Genomic DNA, 24,060 nt, shown 5'->3' with positions numbered 1-24,060 from the left:
AAAGCGGCTCGGCAACGGATCTGGGCGGCTCGGCCACGGCTTCGGGCGGCTCAGCAACAGGTCTGGACGGCTCGGCCACGGCTTCGGGCGGCCCGGCAACAGGTCTGGGCGGCTCGGCAGGTGGGCTGAGGGCGGGCACGGCGGTGGCGGCGCCGGTGATCGGCGATTCGGTGCGGGCTGAGCAGTGGCATCTCAAGACGCTGAACGTCGCGGGCGCGTGGAACTACTCGACCGGCGAAGGCGTCACGGTCGCCGTCATCGATTCCGGGGTCGACGCCGACCATGTCGACCTGCAGGGCCAGGTACTCAAGGGCCTCGACCTGGTCGACCCGGAGGGCGACGGCGACACCGACCTCGTCGGCCACGGCACGACGGTCTCGGCCATCATCGCGGGCCGCTCCGACGACAACGCAGGCGTGGTGGGCATCGCGCCCAAAGCGAAGATCCTTCCCGTGCGGGTCCTGGACCGCGAGAACCGCTACGACGACGCGATGATCGTGGCAAAGGCAGTCCGCTGGGCGGTCGACAACGGCGCCCGCGTCATCAATCTCTCGCTCGGTGGCAACGGCAGCAGCGCGGCGCTGGCAGCGGCCCTCGACTACGCGTTCGCCAAGGACGTGGTCGTGGTGGCCTGCACGGGCAACGCGAGCACCTCGACCTCGACCGGCGTCTGGTATCCGGCCCGCGAGCCCGGCGTGATCGCGGTGGCGGGCATGGAGAAGGACGGGACCGACCTCTGGTCCGGCTCGATCACCGGCAAGGAAACCGTGGTGACCGCCCCAGCGACCCAGCTCGTCGGCGCCCGCCCGGACGGCTACTGGCGGGTCCAGGGCACCAGCTTCGCCGCCCCGATGGTGTCGGCCACCGCAGCCCTGATCCGTTCCCGCTGGCCCACGATGCCCGCCGGTGAAGTGGTCAACCGCATCCTCAAGACAGCCAAGGACCGCGGCGTCCCCGGCCGCGACGACGAGTACGGCTACGGCATGGTCGACCCGACCGGCGCCCTGACCGCCGAGCTCCCCACCGTCGTCCAGAACCCCCTCGACACCACGGCGTCGCCCGGTGTGGCCCGCATCGGAAGCGCCCCCGCATCCGGCGGCCAGGCCCAGTCAGCCCCGGACACCACCGGCAAGGGAACGGTCGGCGCCCTCGTCCCCGGCACCAACGCGGGCAGCGCCATCGCCGGCGGCCAGGCCGAAGCCCCCGCAGAAACCCACACCTGGTGGCCCGCCGCAGCCCTCTTCCTGCTCTCCACGCTGGCAGCGTTACTAACGGTCCGCCGCTTCGCCGGCGCCACCTAGCCCCCGCCCAAGGTCCGAGCGGACCACCCCAGTCGCGAAAGGTCCCAACGGGCCACCCCGGTCGCGAAAGGTCCGAGCGGACCACCCCAGTCGCGAAAGGTCCCAGCGGACCACCGCAGTCGTGAAAGGTCCGAGCGGACCGCCTCAGTCGTGAAGCGGTAACCGTTGTTCCCACCACGGCGAACCGCCCGGCTGGTGTGGATCCATGCGCGTGTGCCGGCGGAAGTCGTCGTCGAGCGGGCCGATCAGGTTCAGCAGGCGCCGAGCGGTGGGCGTGGTGAGACCGTCCATGGCTTCCTGCAGAAGCGCCCGCGGATGACGGCCGCAGCAGGCGCACGGCAGAAACACCCGTGTCCGGGGCTGTTCGACGATCTGCTGCCAGGCCTTCAGCGCTTCGCCGACGGCGCCGGGCCAGAGACCGCCACGAGCCCAGTCCTGAGCCGTTCTCCATTCGATGCCGCTGATCTCATGCTGGCTGCGTTTGTCGACGCCCGGCACGTGGGGCACGTCGTGCCACAACGTTTTGGGCAAAGAGGTCTGCCGAAGGATGCTTGGCCGCTTCCGCGGCATGATGCCTTCTTCTCAGTACAGGGAAACGGTCAGGCTCAGCGCACGGGGGGGGGCGGTCAGGCGCATTCGCCGGTTTTGACGCCTCGGGTGCGCTGGATGCCGAGGGTGGCCGTGCCGGCGGCTTCGGCTGCGGTGAGCGCGAAGCCGACGTTCCGGTCGTCGGCCGCGGCGGCGAAGATGACGCCGAGGACGTCGCCGTTGGGGGCGATCAGGGGGCCGCCGGAGTTGCCGCTCTGGACGAGGGCCCGGATCGTGTAGATCTCGCGGGTGACCTTGCCGGCGTCGTAGATGTCGGGGCCGGTGATTTTGCTGACGTCGCGGACCCGGGCGCCCTGGGCGTTGTAGGGGCCGTCGAGGGGGAAGCCGAGGACGATGGCGTTGGCCCCGGTGGCGGCGGGCTTCTTGACGAACGGCATGACCGGGGCTTTGAGGCCGGGGACGTAGATGACGGCGAGGTCGCGCTCCGGGTCGTACACGACGACTTTGCCTTCGAGTTTGTCGTTCTGGGTTTCGATCTGGACGTCGCGGGTGCCGGCGACGACGTGGGCGTTGGTCATGATGCGTTCGTCGGCGTAGACGAAGCCGGAGCCCTCGATGCGACGGGAGCAGCTCGGGGCCGTGCCCAGCACCTTGATGACGGACTTGCGGGAGTTGACGACCACCTGGGATTTGGCGAGGGCCGGGTCTGGTGCGGCCACTTCGCGGGCGTCGGTGCGGGTGAGGCCGCCGAAGACGTCGGGGAAGCCGTTGGTGTTGAGGGATTCGCGCAGGCTGGAGGAGAGTGCCTGGGCTTCGGCCGGCATGAGCGAGTTGATGCCGTTGAGGACCGAGCTGCTGCGCACCTGGCGGTTGATGTCGGGGAACGGCGTCGAGCCGAGCGGGACCGCGATCAGCCAGGCGACCAGGAGCACCGCCACGACCGAGACCAGCGCGCCGCCCGCGTCGTCGAGGCGTTGCAGGGGGCGGCTCTCGATGGCGCGGCGGACCTTGGTGCCGAGCCAGCCGGCGAGGGTCTGGCCAAGCACCGCCAGCGCGAAGATGGACACCAGGGCCACGATCAGGCGGGTGGTGCTGCTCGCGAACTGGTTGGCGATGAGCGGGCCGATCTGCAGGCCGATGAGCAGGCCGCTGAAGAATCCGCCGAAGGACAGTGCGCCGATGACGAAACCCTGCCGGTAGCCGCTGATCGCGAAGACCACCATGAGCAGGATCAGGATTCCATCGACCACAAGCACTCGCTCAGGATAGAAGTGACGGTCACGAGACCACCTCGTCGGAGGCGGTCGGTGCCGCAGTGGCCGGGTCGGAACCCCGTGGGGGCAGGATATCGAGCCCCTCCAAACCCAGGACACGGCCCGCGTCCCAGGGCACGCTCCAACCGGCCATATCGAGCAGCGTCGAGATGACTCCGGCGGTGAAACCCCAGACGAGCATGCCCTGGACCTGGAACGCGTCGCCGACCCAGCCGCTCGGGTGGCGTACCCGTAGGCGGTTGGCAGGGTCGACGAGCTCGGCGATGGGCAGCCGGGCGACCCTCGCGACCTCCGCGGGCTGGCAGGGCCAGACCGGGTGCGGGGCGTGCCACCAGGCCAGAACCGGGGTGACCACGAATCGGCTGACCGGGATGTAGAGCTCCGGCAGCGTCGTGAGGACCGTCGCCGTCGCCGGGTCGAGACCGACCTCTTCCTGAGCTTCCCGCAGAGCGGTCGCTGCCGGGTCGCGGTCCGTCGGATCGGCCGCGCCGCCCGGGAAGGCGGGCTGACCGGCATGGGTACGCATGGTCGCGGCCCGCTGCAGGATCAGCAGGTCCGGCTCTCCGGGTTTTTCCTCCCCCATGAGTACGAGCACAGCGCTCGCCCGTCCCCCACTGCTGGGCGGCCGGATAGGCGTGAAGTCCTCGCTACGTGCCGTGCTGACCCGCGTGAGCAGCGGCTCCCACCAACTCGGCAGGCCGGCGCTCATCCGGTCACCGTCACACCGGTGTGGGTGCGCACGAGCGTCCCAAGGGTGGGTTTGTCCAGCGCCGTACCCGTGTAGACGAAGCGTTTCCCGTCCGCATCGAGGAACACGGTCACGGGCAGCGCCGTCTTTCCGAGGCCCAGCAGCAGTTTCCGGTCGCGGTCGTAGAGGGTGGGGAACGTGACGCCGAAGTCCGTGGCGAACGACGCGGCCGCGTCCCGAGTGTCGAAGGTGTCGACGCCGAGCACCTGAAGCTTGCCCGTGGTCGCGTCGGCCAACGCCTGCATCACCGGCAACTCGTCGCGGCACGGGGCGCAGTTGGAGCTCCAGAGGTTGATGACCGCCGGCCCGCGCAGGTCACCGGTCTTTACCTCGGCGCCGCCGGTGAAGCAGGGCAGGGTCACCGCCGGCAGGTCTGGCGCGGGGCCGTTCCCACCCGCGAAGGAGCAGCCCGCAAAGGGGGATGAAACGGACGGGGTTGGCGTCACTGCGGTTGCGGCGCAGGCGGAGAGGAGCAACGCCATCGGCGCGATCGACCACCGGAAGCCACGGATCACGGAACGTCCGGGGTCGCGATCGCCGCCGCGGGCACGAGGTCGGGGTCGAGGCCGACCTGGACGGCCAGCTCGCGGGCGCGGGGGCCCTTCAGGAGCTTCGCGGCGGGGGCTGCCTCGGTCGGGCCGAGGCCATATGACGGGCACATGGTGGCCAGGCTGCAGGCGCCGCACGCGGGCTTCTTGGCGTGGCAGACGCGGCGGCCGTGGAAGATGATCCGGTGCGAGAACATGGTCCAGTCGCGTTTCTCGATGAGATCGGCGACCAGGAACTCGATCTTCACCGGGTCTTCCTCGTGCACCCAGCCGAAGCGGTTGACCAACCGGCGGAAGTGCGTGTCGACGGTGATGCCCGGGACATCGAATGCGTTGCCCAGGATCACGTTGGCCGTCTTGCGCCCGATGCCCGGGAGCGCGACCAGCTCCTCGAGCGTGTGCGGCAGGACGCCCTCGTGCCGCTCCTCCAGGGCCTGACCCAGCTTGATCAGCGAGTCGGTCTTGGCTCGGAAGAAGCCCGTCGGCCGGAGGATCGCCTCCATCTCCATCCGGTCGGCCGCCGCGTAGTCAGCCGCGCTGAGGTAGCGCTTGAAGACGATCGGGGTGACCTCGTTGACCTTCTTGTCGGTGCACTGCGCCGACAGGATGGTCGCGACGGCCAGCTGCAGCGGCGTCTCGAAGTCGAGCTCACAGTGCGCGTCGGGATGCGTCTCGGCGAGCACCCGGGCCATCTTGCGGGCCCGGCGCTTGCGGCCGATCGGGGTCTCCCCGGCGAACCGCTTCGCTGACCGGGCCAGCACGGCGGAAACGGGCAAGGTTGCGGGACGACTCACGCGGCCAAGAGTACGTCGTCACGCGGGCGGTTCGATCGATCCGTCCTTACCGATCACCGCGGCCGTGTCCCCGAAGTCAGCGGTGGAGAGCTCCCGGACGCGCGCCAGGCCCCGCTCGTTCTCGCTGTCCCGGGTCGGCGTCCCGACGGAGTTCAGCGCCGTGGAGAGGAACTTGCCACCCTTGAACGTTCCGTCCTTGGTGATGGTCACGTGCAGGATGCCGCCGTACCCGAGAACCCCGGTGCGGCTGAGCGTCTTACCGCCGCCGGCGAAGTTGCCGAGGCTGTAGGCGATCAGCTTGCCCTTGTAGAACTCCATGCCCCGCAGCACGTGCGGCCCGTGCCCGACCACTACGTCGGCACCGGCGTCGATGACCGTGCGGGCGAACTTCTTGGGGTCGCCCCGGTTCTCGCCGAAGAACAGCTCGCTGCCCGACTTCACATGACCCTTGTCCGAGCCTTCGGCGCCCATGTGCACCTGGACGACGACGAGGTCCGCCTGCCCCTTGGCCTCCTCGATCACGGCCTTGGCGGCGGCGTAGTCGTTCACGTTGTTCGCCGTGGCGTACGGCGAGAAGCCCACCACCGCGACCTTCACGCCCTTGACCTCGGCCACCGTGATCTCGCCCTTGGCACCGGTGTGCTTGAGCCCGGCGCCGTCCAGCGCCTTGACCGTGTTGGCGTAACCCTGGGGCCCGAAGTCACTGGAGTGGTTGTTCGCGGTGTTGAGCAGCTCGAAGCCGGCGTCCTTGAGGTGCTCGGCGTACGCCGGGGGCGACCGGAACGCGAAGCAGTTGGCGCGCGCCGGGGAGCCGCACTTGGAGGTGCCGGTGTCGGTCGTCAACGGCTGCTCGAGGTTGCCCATGACCAGGTCGGACTTGAGCCCCTCCTTCACCGAGTCGAAGAAGTCGTCGCCGTCGCCGGCGGGCAGCTTGTTCGGCGCGCTGCCCATGATGATGTCCCCGGTAGCGGAGAAGGTAATGGCATCATCACTCTCAGTAGCCGACTCGGTCGTCGGCTTGGCGGCTCCTGACGCCTTGGAGGACGTCGCCGCGGGGGCCGGCTTCCACGTCGCGGCGGACGGGTCGTCGTCGCGATCAGCCAGCGCCATGCCACCGAGTCCGGCACCTACCAGTGCGGCCAGAACGATGGTAATTGTCAGAATTGGGCGTCCGAAGAGGGCCCGACGGTGCTGCGGGGGGTGGGCATTCATCGATCGGGACGATACCGTCGGGCAGCAAGCTCGACGACCGTCGAATGACTGACTTTCGCTCACCGAGAGCGACAGTTTTCGGCCACCGATGGGCGTAATAGTTACGCTGCGAGATCCAGATCGAGGGGTGCCCGCCCGTTTGTGGCCCGCGTACGCCTAGACTGATGTTGCGCGGCTGAAGCGCGTAGTCGGAGGTACAGCGATGGATGAGGTACTGGCTCGCAGCGGGATCTTCCAGGGCGTTGACCCGGAGGCTGCCGAGGCGCTCGCCAAGGAGATGGAGACGATCGAGTTCCGAAAGGGCGACATCGTCTTCAATGAGGGCGAGGCGGGCGACAGCCTTTACATCGTTCTCTCCGGAAAGATCAAGCTTGGCCGCCGCGCCGCGGACGGCCGGCAGAACCTTGTCTCGATCATGGGTCCGTCGGACATGCTCGGCGAGTTGGCTCTGTTCGACCCGGGCCCGCGGACGGCCACGGCCACCGCGGTGACCGACACGCGGCTCGCACGGCTGAAGAAGTCGTCGCTGCGCCCGTGGCTGAACAACCGGCCGGAGATCGCGGAGCAACTGCTGCGCGTGCTCGCTCGCAGGCTGCGCCGGACGAACGACGCGCTCGCGGACCTGATCTTCACCGACGTGCCCGGCCGGGTGGCGAAGAACCTGCTGCAGATGGCGGGCCGCTTCGGCACTCGTGACGGTGGCGTGCTGCGCGTGACGCACGACCTCACGCAGGAGGAGCTGGCGCAACTCGTCGGCGCTTCCCGCGAGACGGTCAACAAGGCGCTCGCGGACTTCGCGTCCCGGGCCTGGCTGCGGCTCGACGGCAAGAGCGTGATCATCCTCGACCCCGAGCGTCTGGCACGCCGGGCTCGAGTCTGAGCACAGCGGACATACCCGCAAAAAAGAGAATAAGAACACCCGCGAAGGGCCGTCCACACGGACGGCCCTTTAGCGTGCCCGGATAACGGACAAATGCATGATCCGGGTACGAAGCCCGCCCGCAAAGATCCGTGTCGCACCCGGTTCGCCGTTCGTTACGGAGGTGGTCGAGAGGCACTACACGGGCGGAAGGGCGCGGTCTTGAACGAGGTGGCGGGCGTGCAGCACAGCGGGGTGACGACATGACCGTGCTGGACACCGCGATCGACCCGCGTACGCCCTCGTACCTGGCGAACCGCAGCGCGATGCTGGAGCGGCTCGCGGAGCTCGAGGCGGCCCTGGAGGCGGCGCGGGCCGGTGGCGGCGAGAAGTGGGTCACCCGGCACCACGCGCGCGGCAAACTGCTGCCGCGGGAACGGGTCGAGATGCTGCTCGACCAGGACAGTCCGTTCCTGGAGCTCTCCCCCGTCGCGGCGTGGGGCTCGGAGTTCCCTATCGGTGCGAGTGTTGTCACGGGCATCGGCGTGGTCGAGGGCGTGGAGTGTGTCGTGGTCGCCAACGACCCGACCGTCGACGGTGGCGCCGTGAACCCGTACACCGTGGAGAAGATCCGGCGGGCGGCCCGGATCGCCGCGGTCAACCGGCTGCCCCTGGTGAACCTGGTGGAGTCCACCGGCGCCGCGGCACCGGCCGGGCCACCACCGGGCGGGGCGATCGCGCGGGACCTGAGCCAGCTCACCGCCGACCGGGTGCCGACCGTCTGCGTCGTCTTCGGCGCGACGACCGGGGACGCGGCCTACCTCCCGGCGCTCTCCGACTACACGATCATGGTGCGCGGGCACGCCAAGATGCTCACCATCCACCCGCAGCCGGTCCGGGCGTCCGGCGCGAACGGCCGGCCCGCCCCCGAGGTACGCAGCGCGCCCACGGTCCCCGCCGGGGTGACCGGCCCGGCCGACCAGCTGGCCGAGGACGAGCGCGACGGGCTGCGCCTGGCCCGGCAGTGCGTACGCCGTTTCAACTGGCGCAAACGCGGCCCGTTCCCCCGCTCGTTCCCCCCGGCCCCGCCCCGGCACGACGCCGAGGACCTGCTGACGATGGCCGGCACCGGCCCGGGATCGCAGTTCGAACCGCGCGAGGTGCTCGCGCGGATCCTCGACGGCAGCGACTTCGACGAGTTCAAGCCCGCCCAGGGCACCGCGCTGGTGACCGGCTGGGGCGAGCTGCACGGCTACCCGATCGGCGTGCTGGCCAACCTGGGCGGCGCGTTCTCCCCGGCGGAGACGCAGAAGGCGGTGCACTTCATCCAGCTCGCCAACGCGACGTCGACCACGCTGCTGTTCGTGCAGTACACCGGGGCACCCACGGCCGAGCAGCACGAGGCGGCCGACGTACGCCACGGCGCCCCGCTCGTGCACGCCGTCGCCAAGTCCACCGTCCCGCACCTCACACTGATGATCGGCGCGACCCCGGGTGAGGAGGCGGGCGGCATCTACGGGCGCGCGTACGAACCCCGGTTCCTCTTCAGCTGGCCGGCGGAGCGCGCCTCGGACGCCCCGCTCGGCAAGCTCCCGGACGACGGCATCATCGACCCACGCGACACCCGTACGGTCCTCGGCCTCTGCCTGTCCGCGGTTCACAGCGCGGCCGTGGAAGGCGCCGAACACGTCGGCGTCTTCCGCCCCTGACGGCCTGAAAAGTTTCCGGAAAGGTAGAGCAGAGCAGTGATCCGACGTCTTCTGGTGGCCGACCGTGGGGAGATCGCCCGCCGGGTCTTCGCCACGTGCCGCCTCGTCGGCATCGAGACGGTCGCCGTCTACTCCGATGCCGACGCAGATGCCCCCCACGTCACGGAGGCGGACTACGCGGTCCGGCTCAGCGGTGGCTCCGCACCGGCCAACACCTACCTCCGGGGTGACCTGATCCTCGCCGCGGCCAAACGTGCCGGCGCGAACGCCATCCATCCCGGCAACGGGCCGCTCTCCGAGGATCCCGAGTTCGCCGCCGAGGTGGCCGCCGCGGGCATGATCTGGGTCGGTGCGCCGGCCAAGACCCTGGGCACGCTGCACAGCAAGGTTCACACCAAGGCGATCGTCGCCGAGGCGGGCGTACCCGTGCTGGCCACCGCGACCGACCCCACCGAGGTCACCCTCTTCCCGGTGCTGATCAAACCGGCCGGCGGCTCCGGCGGGCAGGGCATGCGGGTCGTCCGCGACCCGGTCACGCTCGCCGAGGCGGTCGCCTCGACCCGGCAGGAGACCGGCGACGACGTCTTCTGCGAGCCCTACCTGGAGAACGTGCGGCACATCGAGGTGCCGATCATCGCCGACACCCACGGCGCGGTCGTGCCGTTCGGCGAGCGCGAGTGCTCGGTCCAGCGGCGCTACCAGAAGATCATCGAAGAGACTCCCTCTCCGGCCGTCGACCCCGCCCTGCGTGAGCAGCTCTGCCGCGCCGCGATTCTCGCTGTACGAGCAGTGGGGTACGTCGGCGTCGGCGCCGTCGAGTTCCTGCTGGACGATCACGGCGATTTCTGGTTCATCGAGCTGACCCCGAGCCTGCAGGTCGAACACGCGGTGACCGAGTGCGTCTCCGGGTACGACCTCGTCCGGCTCCAGCTGCTCGTCTCCGAGGGCGGGACGCTGCCGATGCCCGGCCCGCCGCCGATCCGCGGGCACGCCATCGAGGTGCGGATCTGCGCGGAGGATCCGGCGTACGCGTGGCTGCCCGCCTCCGGCACCCTGCACCGCTTCAAGGTCCCCGACGTGGCAGGCTCGTTCCGGCCCCTGCCCCAGCCCGGACTGCGCCTGGACTCGGGTGTGGTCGACGGCTCGGTGGTGGGCGCGCACCACGACTCGATGCTCGCCAAGCTGGTCGCGTGGGCGCCGACCCGGCAGGAGGCGGCACGGATGCTCGCCTCCGCGCTGACGCGTACCGAACTGCACGGGGTCGTCGCGAACCGTGACCTGCTCGTCCGGGTCCTGCGGCACGGGGCTTTCCGCGCCGGGGACGTCGACACCGGTTTCCTGGACCGGCATCCCGAGGTGTTCGCGCCGCTGCTGTCCTCGGTGGACGCCGTCCGCATCTCCTGCCTCGCCGCTGCCCTCGCCGGCGCCGCTGCCCGCCGGGCGAGTGCCCCGGTGCTGCGGTCGCTGCCGTCGGGGTGGCGCAACGTACCTTCCGGATCACAGACCGCCGTGTACGACGGCCCGGCCGGCCCGGTCGAGGTCGGCTATCGGATGAACCGGCACGGCGAGCTGTCGGGCTGGTGGGTCCGCGCGGTCGACCCGGAGGAGCTGGACCTGGCAGGGCTGGGTCAGGCGCCCACGCTGGACGACCATCCGCCGACGGTGGTCGTGCACGCCGACGGCAGCCGGGTGGATCTGGACGTCAACGGCATCCGGCTGACGCTGAAGGTGCACCGGGTCGGCGAGGTGTCGTACGTGGACAGCCCCGAGGGTTCAGTCGCGCTGCGGGAGCTGTCACGCTTCCCGCTGCCCGCGCCGGAGGCCGCCGAGGGCTCCCTGATCGCGCCGCTGCCGGGTGCCGTGCGCCGTGTGCTGGTCGTGCCGGGTCAGCGGGTACGCGCGGGCGAGCTCCTGCTCACCCTCGAGGCGATGAAGCTGGAGCACCCCGTCCACGCGCCGTCCGCCGGCGTGGTCGCCTCCCTGCCGGTGCATCCGGGCGCCGAGGTCGACACCGGCGAACTGCTCGCGGTGCTCGACCCCGAATAGGCGGGGCCGATTCCGAAGCGGTGCGAGACCCTGAACAGGCGGGGCCGATTCCGAAGCGGTGCGAGACCCCGAACAGTCAGCCCGCCAGCACCGCACCGCTGAGACCGTGCTGACCGGCGAGGCAGCGGAACGTCCTGTTTCCGGTGGTCGGCGGGAGCACCGACAGTGCCCACGCGGCGCTGTCGGTGCGGGTGGTGGTCCGCGTGAACATCGCCGGGCTGCAGACACGCTGCACCCTGGGGTCACTCGTCACCGCCGCGCGGTCAGCCGGGTCGAGACCTGCGGGCAGCGAGCCCACCGCGAAGACCTCCCAGCTGTGCTCCCCCGTGCAGGTGATCTTGTGAGCGGTCCCGCCCTGCGGCGTGTAGCACTCCACCTCACTCGGACAATGCGCCTCCGCATCACCACATCCCGGCAAAAGGGACGCGCTTTGTGATGCCTTCACCCGGGCCGCCAGCGTCCGCACATTCGGCGCCTGGTCCTTGGCGAGCAGGACGCCGCCGGCGGCGATGGCGAGCATCAGGAAGACGCTGAAGCCGCCGAAGAGCCACTTCCGCTTGCCACGTTTCTGATCTCCGGTGTGCACGGTCGGCGTCTCGTCCGCGGTGTCCCTGGTCGGGGTCACCGGCGGAATCGGACGCGGCTGCGGCGAGGGCGCAGGCGGCGTTGACACCGGCCGCGGCGCGGGCGGCACGAAGGTCGACGCGCGGTAGACAGCCGGTGCCGTGCCCGCCGGCGGGTCGATGCGCAGGTCGGCAAGCAGGTCGTGCAGCTGTTCCGCGTTGGGCCGGGCGCGCGGCTCGTTGTGCATGCCGTAGCGCAACACCTCGATGAGCGCCCGCGGGATGTCCGGCAGGTCCGGGATCGGTCGGTTGAACAGGTCCATCAGCGTGATCAGGCTGGGGCTGCGGTCGCTCTCCCAGCGCGGCGGCCGGCCCGCCATCACCGCGTAGAGGGTGGCGCAGAGCGCGTAGACGTCGACGGCCCCGGACGGGTCGGCGTGGGAGAACATCTCCGGTGGCGCGTACGCCGGGGTCAGCACCTCGAGCGTCACCGAGGAGTCACGCATCTCGCCGAGCACCGCCAGCCCGAAGTCCGCCAGCACCGCCGGGTTGAAGTGCGAATACAGGATGTTGGCCGGCTTGACGTCGCGGTGCAGCACCCCGTTGGCGTGCGAGTGCACCAGCGCGTCCGCGATCTTCACACCCAGGTCGCGGGTCTCGGCGGCATTCAGCGGGGAGACCCGCATCCGGTCCAGGTATGACCCGTCGCACAGCTCCATGATGAGGTACGGGTGCTGGTCGACGGTCACGCCGACGTCGAACAGGTCGACGACGTGCGGGTGCGACGACATGCGCCCGGCGGCCTTCGCCTCCCGCAGGAAGCGCGCCTGATCACGAGGGCTGTCCAGGGTCCTGTTCTCGACTTTGATCGCCACGTCACGGCCGACGGAGTCCTGCGTGGCCCGGTAGACGGTGGCGTAACCACCCCGGGCCATGACAGACAAGCCGGACATGCCTGGCACGTAGGGCACGGGCAGTCGGTTCGGCGGGGTATCCGTCACGGGTTAGAAAATACGCGACCGGCGGACCAGATCATCCCGGCACGTCAGACGCGTACGCGACAGATTCCGGACGTTCCACGATGGAGAGAGCCAGAGCGTCCCTGACCTCCTCCGCGGCGACCCGTTCGCTGGACTGTTCCGTAGAGTACGCGAGCAGCACAGCCTCCTCGGCCGAGTCCCGCGCAGCGGCTAGGTCACCACCCGCCGCGTCCACCCTGGCCTGCACCAATGCGACGACCACCGAGCTGCGGACGTCCTCGGCCTTGACCTCGCGCGCCCGCCGGATCCAGACGCCCGCGGACTCCGCCTGACCGTCGGCGAGCAACGCCGAGGCGTACGAAGCGAGCGCCTGCCGCCGCGAGAAAAGCAGCGACGCGCCGGTGTCACCGGCGATCGGGGCGAGCAGCCCCACCGCCGTGGCCGGATCCCCGGCCCGAAGCCGCGCCTCGGCGAGCAGCACCCGCGGTCCGACCTGTGCCGGTGCGAGCGGATTGTGCGGTTCGACCGCCGTCATCACTCTGCGCGCGTCGGCCTCGGCGGCGTCCACCTCGCCGCGCTGCAGCGCCACGAACCCGCGCAAGGTGCCGGCCATGCCGAGCAGCAACGGGTGACCCGTGCGGTCCGCGTAGTCGAGCGCGTCGGTGAGCAGATCGTGCGCGTGGTCGTATTCGCCCAGGCTGCGGGCGATGCCACCCCGCACGACCAGTGCGAGCCCGCGGCCCCAGTCGTCGGCGACCGCGTCGAAGTCCCGGAACGCCCGGCGCGCCTCGCGGTCCGCCTCGGCCAGGTCGCCCAGCTCGGCGGATGCGTACGCCTCGACGGCCCGCAGCGTTCCCACCGCCCAGCCCTCGCCGACCCGGTCACCGAACGGCAGGAAGATCCGGGCCAGCCGGCGTGACTCGTGCAGCCGCCCGGCGAGCAGCCGCGCGAACGCCGTGGTCCCGCGCAGCCAGGAACGGCCGACCGGGTCACCCAGCTCGGCGAAGAGTCGCGCGGCACGCCCGAGCACGGCATCCGTGCCCGCGAAGTCACCTCGCGTGGTGGTCACCCACGCTAGGTTCTGCAGGGCCCAGGCCTGGCCGTGCCGGTCGCCCGCGGAGAGCGTGACCTGATAGGCCGCCGCGAACCGGCTGCTGGCCTGGCTGAGCTTGCCCGAGAGGAAGTCGGCCATGCCCAGCCGGCGCATCGCGTTCGCACGCTCGGGAGCCAGCTCGGCATCGGTGGCGACCTCCAGGGCCTCCTGCCAGGCGGCGACGGCCCGGGTCTGCTCGCCCAGCGCCTCCTGCGCCCGGCCGACGACCAGCAGCGCCTCGGCACGGCACACGGGCTCGTCGACGGAGCTCTGGGCGATCTTCTCGCCGAAGGCCAGCGCCTCGTGCGCCCGGCCCAACCGGAGCAGGGCCCGGGCGTGGACCAGCTGATCGGGCAGGGCCAGGCCGTCCTTGGCGATGGCCGCGGCCCGCTCGGCGTACGCGATGGAAGCGGCCGGTTCGATATTCGCCAACGCCCGCCGCGCCATCCGGCCGAGCGCATCGACCCCCAGCGGCGCGACCTCGCGGGCCGTGGCGTCGGGGCGCAGCCGGACAGCGTCGGCCAGCTCGACCGCGCACTCGGCGTGGGAGGCGACGAACGCGTCCCGCTCGTTCTCGCCGAGGCTCAGTCGCGAGGCGCCGTCGTAGCCGAGCGCCGTGACCGTCTCGGGGGCAGCCCAGCGCGCCAGATAAGCGTGCCGGTCAGCCAGGTCGGCCTTACCGATGCCCGCATACGCCGCCTCGCGCATCAACGGGGTGCTGAACGCGTAACCGCCTCGGACCCGGTGCAGCATGCGGCGTTGCAGCAGCTCGTCGACGGCTCGTTCCAGCTCGACGGCGGCGACCGCGCCGGGCCGGGCGTCACCGGGGGCCCGCCGCTCACGCAGCGCCTCGATCACGCCGGTCGGCACCGTGTCACCGACGACCGCGGCGTCACGCAGCACCGAGCGGGGCTCGCCCGGCAGCGCGTCGATGCGGGCGGCGAGAACCGCGGCCAGGTCGCGGGAGAGCAGCTGACTGCCCATGGAACCGTCGGCGAGCTGCCATCTGCCGGCGGCGTTGGCACCGACGGCCGGCATCAGCGCGCCCCGCTCCATCAGCAGCGTGACCAGCTCGGCGAGGTAGAACGGGTTGCCCTGCGCGGTGGCGAGCAACCGGTCGGCGTCGGACTGCGGAAGCTTTCCCCCATTGAGGTACGACGTGAGCAACCGCGACGCGTCGGCACCCCGCAGCGGGGGCAGCGTGTGGATCTCGGCGTCGGCGAGCCTGGTCAGCGCCCCCGCCGTGCGCACCAGCTCGGGGCGCCCGAGCAGCAGCAGGACAACCGGCCCGTCGAGGCGCGAGAGCACACCGCCGAGCGCGTCGATCGTCTCGGAGCTCGCGTCGTGCAGGTCGTCGACGATGACGACCAGCGGCGCCTCCTTGGCCAGCGCGCTGAGCAGCCCGGCAACAGCCGCGGGGATGGTCTCGGTCTCGGGCAGCGTCCCGCCGGTCGGCTGCCACTCGGCGACCGCGTTGGGGCCGACCGGGTTGGCCGGTGCCTCGCCATAACCGAGCAGCGCGAGCAGCCGGTCCAGGTCGACGTCGGGGGTCTCACCGTCGCGGACCAGCCGGGAGACGACCTTGCGCAGCCGCTCCTCGACCACCGAGCGGGTCATCGTGGCGGCCACGTCCTTGGGCAGGCCGGCGGCCTTGCGGACCAGGTCGGCCAGGGGTGCGAAGCGGCGGCGCTCGCCGAACGCGCGGCAGCGGGCCCGCAGCACCCGTGCGCCCGTGTGGCTGGCGAACCGGCCCGGACCGACGTCGTATCCGGCCGCGAGCCGCTTGACCTCGCCCGCGAACCGGGTCTTGCCGATGCCGGCCTCCGCGGTCATCACCATGACGCGCGGGGAACCGGAGTCGATCACCTCGGCGAGCCGGCCCGCGACGCGGCCCAGCTCGGTCTCGCGGCCCACGAAGGGGGCCTCGTCGCCGAGGCCCGATCGGGTGCCGGGGGCGTCGTGCAGGCCGAGCAGCTCGTACGCCGGGACGGGCTCGCGCTTCCCCTTGAGCCGCAACGCCCGTAACTGTCGCCAGCTGGCGATGTGCCGCGTGCCGGCCGAGGTGCGGGTGCCCGCGTAGACCGCGCCGACCGCGGCGGCGTCGGCCAGCCGGGCAGCGGTGTTCACGGTGTCGCCGATGACGGTGTATTCGATCGAGGCCTGGATGCCCGCGACCACCTCGCCGGTGTTCAGCCCGACGCGCAGGCCCAGCGGCGCGCCGCCTCCACGCTCGTCGTCGAGGACCCGGCGGACTGCACGCTGCATGCTCAGCGCGGCCCGGACGGCCCGCTCGGCGTCGTCCTCATGCGCGACGGGCGCGCCGAAGACGGCCATGATCCCGTCACCGGTGAGCTTGTCGACGTGCCCGCCGAACGTCTTGACCGCGCCGGCCAGGGCGGCGAGCACCCGGTCGGTGACCGCGCCGACCCGCTCGGGGTCAAGATCCTCGGACCAGGACGTGAAGTCGGAGAGGTCGCCGAAGAGCACGGTGACGATGCGCCGCTCCGCCGCCGGGAGTGTTGCCGCAGCGGGCAGCGCCGCACCACAGTTGTGGCAGAAACGGGCACCGGGAACGGCGACGGTCCCGCACACTGGACAGGTCACAGCGGGTCCAACTGTTCAGGGGCCGCCTGTGATTCCCGCCTCAGGTATTCAAGTTGCGCGCGGGCGGACCATTCTGCCGCGAAACGGACACTCGGGTCCACGTCCGGGTAGACCACGTCCACGATCGCCTCGGGCGTGTCGGCCCCGCCCGCCATCGCGGCCCGCACCTGCGCGAGCCTCTGCTCACGGTGGGTCAGATAAGCCGCTGCCAGCTCACCGCAGTCGCTCCGCACCGGGCCGTGACCGGGCAACATCAGAGTTTTGTACGCCCGGAGCGCCCCGAGACTCGCCAGATAGTCCCCGAGATCGCCGTCGGGCCACGCGACAACCGTGGTGCCCCGGCCCAGGATCGTGTCTCCGGTGAAGATCGCGGGAGCCTGCCCGTCGGTGACGGAGAAACACACGGAATCCGCGGTGTGTCCCGGTGTCGGAATCACCTCGACCTCGAGCCCCGCCATCCGCGCCCGCTCCGGCAGAGCATCGCCGTGCTTCGGATCGGCCGCCAGGATCGGGACGCCGCCCAGCATCCGGGACAGCGTCTCGGCACCCTCGACGTGATCGTGGTGGCCGTGCGTGATCAGGATCGCGGCGAGCGGCTGGTGCTCGGCGATCGAGGCGAGGTGGCCGGCGTCATCCGGGCCCGGGTCGATCACCACGGCATCGGGCGAGCCGGGCGCGCGCAGCACCCAGGTATTGGTGCCGTCCAGCGTCATCGGCCCCGCGTTGGGCGCACGCAGCAGCGTGAGCCACCCCGGCAACTGCTCGACCGGCACCGTTTCCACCTGCGACGACACAGACGCCACCCCCCAGCGAATGGTACGTCGCCGAACGCCCCGCAGCCGAGCACGTATTGTGCGACCCGGTCACCCACGGTCACGTCCGGCGACAAAACCCACAGGTCAGGCGATCTCGGCGATGACCTCAACCTCGACGGGAGCACCCAGTGGCAGCTCCGCGACACCGACCGCACTGCGCGCGTGGCGGCCCTGCTCGCCCAGGACGTCACCGAAGAGCTGCGAAGCACCGTTGATCACGGCGGGCTGACCGGTGAAACCCTCGGCGGAGGCGACGAAGCCGGTGACCTTGACGATCTTCACGACCCGGCCGAGCCCGACCAGCGCGTCGATCGCGGCGAGCGCGTTCAGCGCGCAGTTACGGGCCAGCTCGGTGCCCTGCTCGACGGTGACGTCGGCGCCGACCTTGCCCGTGTAGGGCAGCTTCCCGTCGACCATCGGCAGCTGCCCGGAGACGTAGACGTAGTTGCCCGACTGCACAGCCGGAACGTACGCCGCGAGCGGCGGCACCACGCTCGGCAGCGTCAGGCCCATCTCGGCGAGCTTCGCGTAGACCTCCGCGCCACCCTCACCCGCAACCGGCGTCGTCACGATTTGGCCCGCTTCATGTAAGCCACCAACTGGTCCGGGTTCGGCCCCGGCACAACCTGCACGAGCTCCCAGCCGTCCTCGCCCCAGTTGTCGAGGATCTGCTTGGTCGCGTGGACCAGCAAAGGCACCGTCACGTATTCCCACTTCTGCATTGCGCCAGCCTAGTCAGGCAGCCGGAGCTGCCTCGCGGGCATCCGGATTCCATTACGCTCATGGCGGGGAGGTGCGGCCCCCGGGCCTCATCAGGGAGCACGATGACGCAACCGTCGCCAGGCGGGCCCGCGCAGACGACCGCGGGTCTGCCCGAGTGGCCGCCCATGGGCGCATACCCGGGCGAAAACCCCCATCAACCCCCCACGGTCTACCCCGCCGACTATCCGACGGAGGAGTTCGAGCCGCTCATTCCCTGGGCGGCCCAGCACTCGGCCGAGGAGCCGGACGAGGACGAGAATCAGGTCGGCTGGCACCAGCGGCTGTCCGCGGAGCCGTTCCGCGCCAAGCACGAGAAGCCGGGCGAGTGGCACACCCATGCGCCGGACCATCTCGCCTTCGAGCACTCCCCGCCGGCCGAGGTGCAGCCCGGAGTGCAGCACGACGAGCCCGACGAGGCCATCCCGCTCAGCATGCTGCCGCATCCCTGGGAGGTGCCGTTCGATCCGCACGCCACCGAGACGGCGTACGACGACGAGCGGCCGCGGCGGCGTACCGGGCGCTGGATCGTTCTGGCCCTTGTCCTGGTCCTTCTGCTCTTCGCCGGCGGGACGGTCTCGGCCTATCTCCTGCTGCGCGACGCGGACAGCGGCAAGGGCGCGCCCGATCCGGCCACCGCGGTCGACCGCTTCATGACCGCGATCTACACCCAGCAGAACGCGACCGCCGCGGAAAACCTCGTCTGCCGCGAGGCCCGTGATGCCGCCGAGCTGCAGACCAGGGTCAACCAGATCAGGGCGTACGCGACGGAGTACCAGGCGCCGTCCTTCAGCTGGGAGAACCCGTCGGTGTCCGGCCTGAGCACCGAGCGGGCCACCGTCGGCGTCCAGCTGACGATGACCACCGACGACGAGAAGAGCGCCGAACAGCGGCTCACGTTCACCGTCATCCGTAAGACAGGCTGGCTCGTCTGCGACGTCAGCGGCTGACCGGTCTGGTCGTACTCTCGATCTCATGGGGCGAAACGAGTGGCCGGCACGTCTGCACGTCGTGACCGGCAAGGGCGGCACCGGCAAGACCACCGTCGCGGCCGCCCTGGCGCTGGGTCTCGCCGCGGGCGGGCATCGCACCCTGCTGGTCGAGGTCGAGGGCCGGCAGGGCATCGCCCAGCTCTTCGGGCTCGAGCCGCTGCCCTACAAGGAGCTGCGGATCGCCACGCCGCCCAGGGCCGACGGTGAGGTGCGCGCCCTCGCCGTCGACCCCGAGGAGGCGCTGCTCGAATATCTCGACATGTTCTACAAGCTCGGCGCGGCCGGCCGGGCGCTGCGCAAGATCGGCGCGATCGACTTCGCCACCACGATCGCCCCCGGCCTGCGCGACGTGCTGCTCACCGGCAAGGTCAAGGAGGCCACCACGCGCTCCGACAGTGGCCGCCGGGCGTACGACGCGGTGGTGCTGGACGCGCCCCCGACCGGCCGGATCGGGCGGTTCCTCAACGTCACGACCGAGACCGCGCGGCTGGCGAAGATGGGGCCCATCAAGACCCAGAGCGACGGGGTCGCCTCGCTGCTGCGCTCGCCGATCACCTCGGTGCACGTGGTGACGCTGCTCGAGGAGATGCCGGTGCAGGAGAGCCTCGACGCGATCGAGGAGCTCACCGCGCTCAACATCCCGGTGGGCCGGATCATCGTCAACGGCGCCCGGCCGCCGCTGCTGGCCGGCGCACGGCTCACGAAGACCGAGCTCAAACGCGGCCTGATCGCGGCGGGCCTGCCGAGCGACCCGGCATCCGTCGCCGGCCTGCAGTCCGAGGCGAAGGCACATCTGACGCGCCGGGAGCTGGAGGAGTCACTGCGTACCGAGCTCCTCGAGGCCGACTATCCCGTGGTCGAGCTGCCCCTGCTCGACGGCGGCGTCGACCGTGACGGCCTCAACCGGCTCTCCGAACTACTGATGGGTGTCTGACCCGCCACACTCCGCAGCCTCCCACCCCACTTCGGATGCCAAGAGTCAGTACGCTCGAAGCGTGGCTGATCAGACCGCTCCGCTGTTGGACGTCGACGCGCTGCTGGCCGACCCGGCCACCCGCATCGTGGTCTGCTGCGGCGCCGGCGGCGTGGGCAAGACGACCACCGCCGCGGCTCTCGGGCTGCGCGCGGCGGAGGTGCACGGCCGGCGCACGGTCGTGCTGACCATCGACCCGGCCCGCCGGCTCGCCCAGTCGATGGGCCTGACCGAGCTGGACAACACGCCGCGGCAGGTCAAGGGCATCGACACCGAGGCCACCGGCGGTGAGCTGCACGCCATGATGCTCGACATGAAGCGGACCTTCGACGAGGTCGTGCAGACGCACACCTCTCCGCAGCGCGCCGCGGAGATCTTCGCCAACCCGTTCTACCAGGCCATGAGCTCCACGTTCTCCGGCACCCAGGAGTACATGGCCATGGAGAAACTGGGTCAGCTGCGCTCGGCCGACGAGTGGGACCTGATCATCGTCGACACCCCGCCGTCGCGCTCGGCGCTCGACTTCCTCGACGCCCCCGCACGGCTGTCGCGGTTCCTCGACGGCCGGATGCTGCGCCTGCTGATGGCGCCCGCGCGCGGCGGCCGGAGCATGTTCAGCCTGGTCACGGCCTCGTTCGGGGTGTTCTCCCGGGCCGTGCAGAAGATCCTCGGCGCCCAGTTGCTGACCGACCTGTCGGGGTTCGTGGCAGCGCTCGACTCCATGTTCGGTGGCTTCCGGCAGCGCGCCGACGAGACCTACCGCATCCTGCAGGACCCGCAGACCGCGTTCCTGCTGGTCGCGGCCCCGGAGCGGGACGCCGTCCGGGAGGCTGCCTACTTCGCCGAGCGGCTGGTGGCCGAGCGCATGCCGCTGGCCGGTCTGGTGCTCAACCGCACGCACGAGGTCGCGTTCGACTCGATCTCCCTCGCCGAGGCCGAGGCGGCGGCCGCCGAGCTCGACACTGAGGGAGACCAGCAGGTCACCGCGGAGGCGCTGCGGGTACACGCCGGCCTTCTCCGGCAGATCGAGCGCGAGGTGCGCGTGGCCGCCCGCTTCACCGACGCGTTCCCACAGGTCCCGGCGGTGGCGGTCACAGCGCAGCCCGCCGATGTCCATGACGTCGACGGGCTGCGAACGATCGGCACTGCACTCGCGGGATAGGTCAGCGAGTGGAGACCAACACCTTGTCTGCGCCCTTCTCGCGCAGTGCGGCCTCGAACATCTTCCGCCAGCTGGCCACATGCGGGTGCCGTCGCAGCAGCGCGCGGCGCTCCCGTTCGGTCATGCCTCCCCAGACACCGAATTCAATCCGGTTGTCCAGCGCATCCGCGAGGCATTCGTAGCGGACCGGGCAGCTGCGGCAGATTCTCTTGGCCACGTTCTGCTCGGCGCCCTGCACGAAAAGCGCGTCAGGGTCGCCACTCTGACACGCCGCCATGCTGGGCCAGTCGCTGATCATCCCCATCTGTTCACGTCCCCCCTTGCATTCACCCCCTGACGCCCGTTGGCTCATGTCCCCCAAGCCGTACAGACGTCGTGCGATAGCTCGCCGGACCATCATGCTCCGTAGTCGGGCGATTACGCAACGTTGTCCCTCAAATACGTATACCTCGGGAGTTCCGGGCATCCCGTACTGACCGGACGGAGAAAAGTTGCCGTGAATTCTCAGAAATCGTGATGACCTGACGACTGGCGGTACAGACTCATTCTGGGCGAACCGTGACCTTCTCGACGCTTGGTCATCGGCGCCTTTCGCGTACCCTGCTCAGGTGACCTCCTGGATGCGCAGACGCGATCACAACATCTTCGCCAATGCGACCTCGCTGCTGATCTGTGGCCTGCTCGCGGGCGTTGTCGTCGCCGCGGCGGCATTCCCGGCGGTGGCGATGTCAGGCCTTGCGGCAAAGGCGGGCGGCGAAACCTTCGCAAGCCTTCCCAGCGAACTCAAAACGGCCAACACGCCTCAGGTAAGCCGTATCTTCGCTTCTGACAACAAGACGCAGATCGCAGTCTTCTATGACGAGTTCCGCAGCGAAGTGCCGCTGAAGGACATCTCGAAGAACATGCAGAACGCGATCGTCGCGGCGGAGGACCACGAGTTCTTCGAACACAACGGCGTCGACCTCAAGGGCGTCGCCCGCGCGTTCGTCAACAACAAGAGCGGCAAGTCCCAGCAGGGTGCCTCGACGCTCACCATGCAGTACGTCCGAATGTCGCTGGCCTATTCCGCGACAAATCCGCAGGAAGTCGTCGACGCCACCAAGGACACCCCCAAGCGCAAGATCACCGAGATGAAGTACGCCATGCAGGTCGAGAAGGAGCTCTCCAAGGGACAGATCCTGGAGCACTATCTCAACCAGGCGCCCTTCGGAAACGGCTCCTACGGCGTCGCCGCGGCTTCCCAGGTCTACTTCAAGAAGAAGCCCAAGGATCTCTCGGTTGCTGAGGCAGCACTGCTGGCGAGCATGGTGAAGGCGCCCACGGCGTTCAACCCGACCACCGCCAGCGGCTACCCGCAGGCGCTGGACCGGCGCAACTACGTGCTGAACGACATGCAGGAGCTCGGCTTCATCACCCCCGCCGACTACCAGAAGGCGATCGCGGTCAAGATCAGCCGCACGGTCCAGCACGTCGGCAACGGCTGCGTCTCGGTGAAGACGAACAGCTGGGGCTTCTTCTGCGACTACTTCTACCGCTGGTGGCTCAGCCGCGACGAGTTCGGCAGCACCACGTACGACCGCGAGCGCCGGCTCAAGGGCGGCGGCTACCGCATCCAGACCTCGCTCGACATCAAGGCGCAGAACGCGGCCCGCGCGAACATCAGCGACGAGATCAAGGACACCAACAAGAACGCGCTGCTACTCGCCGGCATCCAGCCCGGCACCGGCAAGGTCCGGGCGCTCGCCGCGAACCGTAAGTTCAAGCTCGACGACGCGAACAACAAGATCTCCTCGGACCCCGCCAAGGCGAAGAAGAAGATCAAGAGCACCTACCCGAACACCACCAACCCGCTGCTCAGCGGTGGTGGCGACATCAACGGCTACCAGGCCGGCTCGGTGTTCAAGATGTTCACCATGGTGGCGGCACTCGAGAACGGCTACCCCCTGGCGTATTCGATCAACGCCCCGGCGAAGTACATCTCCAAGTACATCGTCGCGCCCGGCCCGTCGACCTGTAACGGCAAGTACTACTGCCCGTCGAACGCGTCCGCCAGCGAGGCCGGCGTCTTCAACATGTGGACCGGCTTCGGCGCATCAGTGAACACGTACTTCGTGCCGCTGCAGGAGCGGGTCGGCGCCGAGAAGGTCGTCGACGTCGCCAAACGCTTCGGTGTGCAGTTCCGCGCCAAGCAGGACTACGACTTCGCCAACGACGAGGCCTCCGCACACCAGTGGGGCGCGTTCACCCTGGGCGTCTCCTCGTCAACGCCGCTCGACATGGCCAACGCGTACGCAACCCTGGCCGGCGACGGCATGTACTGCACCCCGACCCCGGTCGAGCAGATCACCACGATCAGCGGCGACAAACTCGACGTCGGCAAGCCGCACTGCACCCGGGCCACCTCACCCGACGTGGCCCGCGCCGCGCTCGACGCCGCCCGCTGCCCCGTCGGCGACTCGGCCCAGCTCGGCAACTGCCAGGGCCGCACCGCACCGCAGGCCCACGGCATCATCGACCACCCGATCTACGGCAAGACCGGCACCACCGACCACGACAAGACCGCCGCCCTGATCATCGGCAGCAGCTCGCTCGCCGTCGCGGGCTACCTGGTCAACCCGGACTGGCAGAACCACACGGACCGCATGGACCACTCCATCGTCAACCCCGCGGTGTGGAACACGATGAAGGACTTCCTGAAGGGCAAGCCCAAGGTCCAGTTCAAGCGCCCCGGCAGCAAGAAGATCTCCATCGGCGACCAGCGCTCGATCCCCGACGTCACCTGCGCCACCATCGACAACGCCAAGTCCCGCGTCGAAAGCGCCGGCTTCAGCGCCACGACCGGCCAGGAAGTCGAGTCCGACTGCCCCAAGGGCACAGCCGCGGGCACCAACCCCAGCGGCAGGACCATCAAGAACGGCTTCGTCAGCATCGAAATCAGCAAGGGCAAGAAGGAAGACCCTAAGGACGACAAGGACAAGGACAAGCCGGACGACCCGGCCAAGCCTCCACGTCGTTAGTCGGCACCGACGCCACGAAACGGGCGGGTCACCTTCACCGGTGGCCCGCCCGTTTTCCAGCT

The 24,060-nt window shown here is 70.0% G+C and carries 19 protein-coding genes and 1 pseudogene; 8 read left to right on the top strand and 12 right to left on the bottom strand.

Annotation, left to right across the window (positions count from 1 at the left end; all coding sequences use genetic code 11):
• Positions 1 to 104: 104 nt before the first annotated feature.
• Positions 105 to 1,301 carry a type VII secretion-associated serine protease mycosin gene (gene mycP, locus Ahu01nite_RS44645; RefSeq protein WP_275411836.1) on the top strand — a complete coding sequence of 399 codons (1,197 nt, stop codon included), beginning with the start codon at positions 105 to 107 and terminating at the stop codon, positions 1,299 to 1,301.
• A 144-nt stretch (positions 1,302 to 1,445) separates the two neighbouring features.
• On the opposite strand, the gene Ahu01nite_RS44640 is transcribed toward mycP, so the two are convergent.
• From Ahu01nite_RS44640 to Ahu01nite_RS44615, 6 genes and pseudogenes are all read right to left on the bottom strand, one after another.
• Positions 1,446 to 1,871 (bottom strand): hypothetical protein, encoded by a 426-nt coding sequence (locus Ahu01nite_RS44640; RefSeq protein WP_203842837.1) that lies wholly within the window; start codon positions 1,869 to 1,871, stop codon positions 1,446 to 1,448.
• Between the two features lie 56 nt (positions 1,872 to 1,927).
• Positions 1,928 to 3,106, bottom strand: coding sequence for a MarP family serine protease (locus Ahu01nite_RS44635; RefSeq protein ID WP_203842836.1), 1,179 nt, complete (start codon positions 3,104 to 3,106; stop codon positions 1,928 to 1,930).
• Positions 3,107 to 3,128: 22 nt separating this feature from the next.
• A complete protein-coding gene (locus Ahu01nite_RS44630) occupies positions 3,129 to 3,833 on the bottom strand; it encodes an NUDIX hydrolase (RefSeq protein WP_203842835.1) in 705 nt (234 codons plus the stop codon).
• A 143-nt stretch (positions 3,834 to 3,976) separates the two neighbouring features.
• Positions 3,977 to 4,354: pseudogene (locus tag Ahu01nite_RS52115) on the bottom strand (TlpA family protein disulfide reductase); the annotation flags it as partial.
• A gap of 29 nt (positions 4,355 to 4,383) precedes the next feature.
• On the bottom strand, positions 4,384 to 5,181 hold the full coding sequence (gene nth, locus Ahu01nite_RS44620; protein WP_275411834.1) for an endonuclease III: 798 nt from the start codon (positions 5,179 to 5,181) through the stop codon (positions 4,384 to 4,386).
• Positions 5,182 to 5,232: 51 nt separating this feature from the next.
• The gene (locus tag Ahu01nite_RS44615; protein ID WP_203842834.1) at positions 5,233 to 6,426 is read right to left on the bottom strand and encodes a CapA family protein; all 1,194 of its coding nucleotides are present in this window, start codon (positions 6,424 to 6,426) and stop codon (positions 5,233 to 5,235) included.
• Positions 6,427 to 6,628: 202 nt separating this feature from the next.
• On the opposite strand from Ahu01nite_RS44615, the gene Ahu01nite_RS44610 reads away from it, so the two are divergent.
• The 3 genes from Ahu01nite_RS44610 (at position 6,629) to Ahu01nite_RS44600 (ending at position 11,040) form a co-directional block, all read left to right on the top strand.
• A complete protein-coding gene (locus tag Ahu01nite_RS44610; protein WP_067509198.1) occupies positions 6,629 to 7,306 on the top strand; it encodes a Crp/Fnr family transcriptional regulator in 678 nt (225 codons plus the stop codon).
• 242 nt (positions 7,307 to 7,548) lie between these two features.
• Positions 7,549 to 8,994 carry a carboxyl transferase domain-containing protein gene (locus Ahu01nite_RS44605; protein ID WP_203842833.1) on the top strand — a complete coding sequence of 482 codons (1,446 nt, stop codon included), beginning with the start codon at positions 7,549 to 7,551 and terminating at the stop codon, positions 8,992 to 8,994.
• A 36-nt stretch (positions 8,995 to 9,030) separates the two neighbouring features.
• Positions 9,031 to 11,040 (top strand): ATP-binding protein, encoded by a 2,010-nt coding sequence (locus tag Ahu01nite_RS44600; protein WP_203842832.1) that lies wholly within the window; start codon positions 9,031 to 9,033, stop codon positions 11,038 to 11,040.
• A gap of 76 nt (positions 11,041 to 11,116) precedes the next feature.
• Here Ahu01nite_RS44600 and Ahu01nite_RS44595 read toward each other — a convergent pair whose 3' ends face one another.
• The 5 genes from Ahu01nite_RS44595 to sp36 all read right to left on the bottom strand — a co-directional run bounded on the left by Ahu01nite_RS44595 (position 11,117) and on the right by sp36 (position 17,817).
• Positions 11,117 to 12,556 carry a serine/threonine-protein kinase gene (locus Ahu01nite_RS44595; protein ID WP_239159642.1) on the bottom strand — a complete coding sequence of 480 codons (1,440 nt, stop codon included), beginning with the start codon at positions 12,554 to 12,556 and terminating at the stop codon, positions 11,117 to 11,119.
• A 79-nt stretch (positions 12,557 to 12,635) separates the two neighbouring features.
• Positions 12,636 to 16,280: an adenylate/guanylate cyclase domain-containing protein gene (locus tag Ahu01nite_RS44590; RefSeq protein WP_203842830.1), complete on the bottom strand. Its 3,645-nt coding sequence runs from the start codon at positions 16,278 to 16,280 to the stop codon at positions 12,636 to 12,638.
• On the bottom strand, positions 16,277 to 16,993 hold the full coding sequence (locus Ahu01nite_RS44585; RefSeq protein WP_203842881.1) for an MBL fold metallo-hydrolase: 717 nt from the start codon (positions 16,991 to 16,993) through the stop codon (positions 16,277 to 16,279). The genes Ahu01nite_RS44590 and Ahu01nite_RS44585 overlap by 4 nt, the downstream gene beginning before the upstream one ends.
• Before the next feature lie 186 nt (positions 16,994 to 17,179).
• A complete protein-coding gene (locus Ahu01nite_RS44580) occupies positions 17,180 to 17,608 on the bottom strand; it encodes a RidA family protein (RefSeq protein WP_203842880.1) in 429 nt (142 codons plus the stop codon).
• Between the two features lie 53 nt (positions 17,609 to 17,661).
• Positions 17,662 to 17,817 (bottom strand): Sp36 family protein, encoded by a 156-nt coding sequence (sp36, locus tag Ahu01nite_RS44575; RefSeq protein WP_015625975.1) that lies wholly within the window; start codon positions 17,815 to 17,817, stop codon positions 17,662 to 17,664.
• Between the two features lie 102 nt (positions 17,818 to 17,919).
• Between sp36 and Ahu01nite_RS44570 the strand changes: the two genes are divergently transcribed.
• The 3 genes from Ahu01nite_RS44570 (at position 17,920) to bagB (ending at position 20,981) form a co-directional block, all read left to right on the top strand.
• Positions 17,920 to 18,804 carry an Rv0361 family membrane protein gene (locus Ahu01nite_RS44570; protein WP_203842829.1) on the top strand — a complete coding sequence of 295 codons (885 nt, stop codon included), beginning with the start codon at positions 17,920 to 17,922 and terminating at the stop codon, positions 18,802 to 18,804.
• 25 nt (positions 18,805 to 18,829) lie between these two features.
• Positions 18,830 to 19,780, top strand: a complete 951-nt coding sequence (gene bagA, locus Ahu01nite_RS44565) for an ATPase BagA (protein WP_203842828.1) — start codon at positions 18,830 to 18,832, stop codon at positions 19,778 to 19,780.
• 61 nt (positions 19,781 to 19,841) lie between these two features.
• On the top strand, positions 19,842 to 20,981 hold the full coding sequence (gene bagB / locus Ahu01nite_RS44560; protein WP_203842827.1) for an ArsA family ATPase: 1,140 nt from the start codon (positions 19,842 to 19,844) through the stop codon (positions 20,979 to 20,981).
• A gap of 1 nt (position 20,982) precedes the next feature.
• On the opposite strand, the gene Ahu01nite_RS44555 is transcribed toward bagB, so the two are convergent.
• The gene (locus Ahu01nite_RS44555; RefSeq protein ID WP_041832981.1) at positions 20,983 to 21,285 is read right to left on the bottom strand and encodes a WhiB family transcriptional regulator; all 303 of its coding nucleotides are present in this window, start codon (positions 21,283 to 21,285) and stop codon (positions 20,983 to 20,985) included.
• 316 nt (positions 21,286 to 21,601) lie between these two features.
• Between Ahu01nite_RS44555 and Ahu01nite_RS44550 the strand changes: the two genes are divergently transcribed.
• Positions 21,602 to 23,998 carry a transglycosylase domain-containing protein gene (locus Ahu01nite_RS44550; RefSeq protein WP_203842879.1) on the top strand — a complete coding sequence of 799 codons (2,397 nt, stop codon included), beginning with the start codon at positions 21,602 to 21,604 and terminating at the stop codon, positions 23,996 to 23,998.
• Positions 23,999 to 24,060: the final 62 nt, after the last annotated feature.

The sequence above is a fragment of the Winogradskya humida genome, assembly GCF_016862215.1.
GTDB classification, from domain to species: domain Bacteria; phylum Actinomycetota; class Actinomycetes; order Mycobacteriales; family Micromonosporaceae; genus Actinoplanes; species Actinoplanes humidus.
The sequence above is the reverse complement of the archived record's forward strand: the minus strand, read 5'-3'. Positions and strand labels throughout refer to the sequence as shown.